4 protein-coding genes are annotated in these 4,090 nt (G+C 47.1%); all 4 read right to left on the bottom strand.

The features are described from left to right. Window positions 1-6: 6 nt before the first annotated feature. Window positions 7-387, bottom strand: a complete 381-nt coding sequence (locus AC01FP_RS16310) for a carbonic anhydrase family protein (protein WP_474481723.1) — start codon at window positions 385-387, stop codon at window positions 7-9. Window positions 388-574: 187 nt separating this feature from the next. Continuing rightward, a complete protein-coding gene (locus AC01FP_RS16305; RefSeq protein ID WP_474481722.1) occupies window positions 575-1,360 on the bottom strand; it encodes a hypothetical protein in 786 nt (261 codons plus the stop codon). Further along, on the bottom strand, window positions 1,357-2,781 hold the full coding sequence (locus AC01FP_RS16300) for an Eco57I restriction-modification methylase domain-containing protein (RefSeq protein ID WP_474481721.1): 1,425 nt from the start codon (window positions 2,779-2,781) through the stop codon (window positions 1,357-1,359). The genes AC01FP_RS16305 and AC01FP_RS16300 overlap by 4 nt, the downstream gene beginning before the upstream one ends. A 226-nt stretch (window positions 2,782-3,007) precedes the next feature. Beyond that, window positions 3,008-3,922 carry an HNH endonuclease gene (locus AC01FP_RS16295; protein WP_474481720.1) on the bottom strand — a complete coding sequence of 305 codons (915 nt, stop codon included), beginning with the start codon at window positions 3,920-3,922 and terminating at the stop codon, window positions 3,008-3,010. Between the last annotated feature and the right edge of the window lie 168 nt (window positions 3,923-4,090).

Genomic DNA, 4,090 nt, shown 5'->3' with positions numbered 1-4,090 from the left:
ATGCAATTAACTATTCAAATTATAAGCTATTGTCGCCTCAACGCAAGGGCTGATCGTATTTTTCGAGGTGCCCTTAAGGTCGAATTGGATATCATCGACTGTGATGCTGCTCCCAGCTGCGTAGTTTACTTGCACGGTATGACCATTGTTCAAAATTTCGTTGCCACCTGCCTGATACGAAAGCTCGATTGGCTTTAGCTCTGATTCGATGAAGCCAGTTAAGTTGATCGGTGATTGATTCTTGCCTGCACAAGCACCGAATTCAGGCGAAAGCTTAGACCAGTTTTCGGGACCTTTCTCACCAGAATAAGTCCATTGCGCTGTATCCGAAGCAATTGCGACGCCAGAAGTGAGAAGCACGCCGCCAAGCAAGAGAGATTTAAGCATAATCTCCATTGTAATTCTTTGAGAAAACTTTGACAAAACTTTGATAAAATGTGTGGATCCTGTAAAGCCTACGCTAGGCTTTGGCTGAGTGCAAGCCTAACGCTGCCCATCACCCGCCGCACAAACTCGACAATATGAAGGCAACCTCCCTTCGGTCGGGTGCATGGGTTTGTTGGGTGGATGGCAGTTACCCAACCAAGGTGTGCCATCTAGACGTATATGCCCTACAAGTCCGCTTTAGCATCTCTGGATACTGAGAGTCAATGTTGATACCAAAAATATTTTCTCGCTCGACTCGCGGAGGATTGATGTTGTCAACAAAGACAGGCTCGATGAGAAGATAATCAAAACCCAGTTCATGAGTAAAGCCTTTCTCCTTAACTGGAAGGGACCTCATCATCTCTATTGTCTTGAATGCGGCGTCCTCCGAATTTGGTTTTGCTCCAAACTCAGTCCAGAGCTTGGGATCGCCGGAAGAAAGACGTGGCAACACATCACGCTCAAAATCTATCCCCAAAATCTGACACTTGCGCTTCACAGCGTCTGGGATATTGACGTACTGTATTCCGGTACCTACAAGAACATGTCCCAAGACAATTGCTTCAGGCTTCTTGGCTTGTAGAAGATTAGCAAAATCAGATAAATCACTTTGCCTGTTTTTCCTGTTCTTACCGTGAGCCGTAATAACTGACTTGTTTTCCATGCACAATCGCGCACGGTCAAGAGTCGGCACGCTATCACTGTCATCTACTTCATAGATCATGAGATCGACTTTATGCGTTAACCCTGAAACCTCTACATTAAGTCGATACTGAACTCTGGAGTTTTCAATATCATCGGCAAGGGCAGGGCATTGCTGAAGCAAGTCTAAGATGAAATGATTGCAGATAATATCTGAATGACGTGCAGATCTGTGATCATGGTACCTGTCTTGGAGAATTCGCTCAATAACCCTATCTGCCGGAGTAATCATGCTGCTTTTAGCACCTCAGCCCTCATTAACTGCAAAACTTGGCGAGGCTTTGAATCCCTATCATTGTCTGCTGACAGAGGCCGAGCTAAATCTGCGGGTATAGGAAGCCGCTTAAGTACTGAACTCTGAATTCTCAAAAAGCCATTGGCAGCACGCTGAGCATTGGCAAATATCCAAGCTTTGACTGGATCTGAGTTTAGATACTCCGCTATATGATATATCTGACTAGGATGCCTGGGGACTATGTAGTAAACCGAATGTCTCGGCACAACTAAGCCTTCTTTGTCTATCCAGAACAAAGGGTTATCGGAAATGTCCTTGCAAAGTATCTTTGGACGTAGTAAGTCACTCATCTGCGGGGCATCATGAAAAGCATGCCATGGCTTCCGCTGTGTACAAGAGCGCATAGCGAGTTTCGATTTAATATCAGGCCGCTTGAGGTAATTGCCTAGCTCGCCGATCTCCTCAAGACATTTCAGCCGTGACTCTATCGAATAAGGAATTAGCATGACTGATGATGTCTTAACTTTAGATATTGATGGCTTCAATTGTCGGCCCGAGATGGTCGGCCAAGCATGTTGCTCAAGATTCTCAGGTAGGTCTTCTATGTCTTTTACGAAGACACCATCAGCCCCTGTGGCGATGCCACAACTAATTCGGCGGCATATATCGTCTAGCCGAAGCGAACCGATTACTTCGGGCAGTTCATCATTTGAAAAGAGATGGCGCCAGCTCTCACCACTCTTTGGTAACAATGCAGGAAAACTAACACCATTACGAGCCTGTATCTGCGTATGCCCACCTGCGATAGATATCCTTAGCCTAGACACAGTGGGGTAAGTAGTCCGCCCAGGAAACACATCCTCTTGAAGAAGGGTGATATCGGTTACATCATGTGATGCAAGTAGTTTGCGAACCTCAGACCCTGCCTGAACATAGGTGTACTTCTCTGGTGTGACGAAAACAAGCGTTCCACCTTTCCGGCCAAGCGAGATGGCTCTTTCAAAAAAAAGCATATATAAATCAAATCGACCAACCGCACACTTGTAACGTGAGCGGAATCGCCGCTTTTCTTCCTCTGTAAGAGCTAGTATCGAAACATACGGAGGATTTCCAACAATAAAGTCGAACACTCCTTTAAATTCGTCAAGCAAAAAGTCACCGGTAATAATCTCAACCTGAGGAATGCCTAAAAACTTCTGTCTTGCATTCTCGGCTCTTTGCGTATCAAGTTCAATGCCTACGATTTGGGGAACTTCGACATTGTGACGTTCGCACCACCTCAGGATTCCCTCTATAAAGGCACCAGGACCGCAACCGGGATCGAGAATCCTGTCCGTTGCCTTCGGGCTGTTGTCCTTAAAGAGCATTTCCACCATCTGATCAACGGTGGACTGTTGTGTGGGCACGAAGCCGCGCATGCTACGCCCTCTGAGAGGGGCATCTTAGCTGGAACGACAGATCAGTTCGATCTGGGAGGGCGGGGTGATTTCCAATCACGGGCACAAGCTGGAGAATTCCATGGTTCCATTCCACCCAACGCTGCCCCTGAGTGGCAGGCAAAAAACTTGGGGTGGCGAAGCAGAGAGCTGGTGGTGGCCTGTCCACTCGAGGGGCTTGTTAGGCTGTCGCGATCAGAAGGTTGGGCTAAGTCTGCATATTTCTAGACATAACAAACTCCTCGTGGGTCTTGTCGTGTTTGCGACGATTACAATTCGGACATAAGAGCTGGATATTGGAGATTTCATTGCTTCCTCCTCTCACAAGTGGTGTCATGTGGTCACGATGAAATCCGACCATGCTGAGGTCAGCCTCACAATAAACACACTTTCCCTCTTGTAATACAAATAGCTCCCGAATCTCAGCAACGGTGAAGCTCCCACCTAGCTCCCTTTGCATTGCCCGGCGTTTGGCTGAAATTTGCGCTGAATATTCTTTGCTTCCCGCTTGGCCGTGTTTTCGAAAGCGAGCCGAGGTCATTTCATCTCTCAAGCAACCGCATGATTGTGTTTTACCTGTTGTGAGCTGAGCAGTTGGAATGAACAGTTTCTTGCCACAGTCGCAAGAACATTCCCATTGCGATTGACGGTGTTTTTTCTGATCGCATTTTCCAGTCACCAAAAGGCGGCCAAACTTTTCACCGATTAAGTCTCTATTCTGTATCATCGAGAAGCAGCCACAGGACGTGCGATGGCCACTCCGAAGGGCACCTGTAGATGCTAGAGAAAGATTGCCGCATTCGCATTTACATAGCCAGATATTGCTCCCATCCCTCTTCTCGTGATGTCCCAAAACAAGTAGGCGTCCAAATGTTTCGCCTTCTAAATTGAGGAAGTTAGCTGCCAAGCGTTCATTATGCCGTTCTGTTTTCAGGCATCCACAAGAAAGAGTCAGACCTCCTAGCAGAGAACCAGTAGTGGCCTTTTGAACATTGCCACAATCGCAAGCGCACTTCCAAACATGTGCTCCACCGCGTATCCCTAAATGCTGGACAACCAGCAGACGGCCATATCTATTTCCCATGATATCGATTCTCCGGTTCTGATTTCTCTTGGCCAGCATCTCAGTGTGAATACAGCCACAGGATTTTGTTTTGCCTGAAGTTAGAAGATTGGTTCTCGTGATTTTTTCGCCTCCACAATCACATTTGCATACCCCCCAGTTTCAGGAAAGTTGTCACCCCTCTGATCAGTACATCCGGGGGCTTGAGGACATGACTAATGCGTCGAT

The sequence above is a fragment of the Cyanobium sp. NIVA-CYA 375 genome, assembly GCF_056108345.1.
This window is presented reverse-complemented; position numbering and strand designations above follow the sequence as displayed.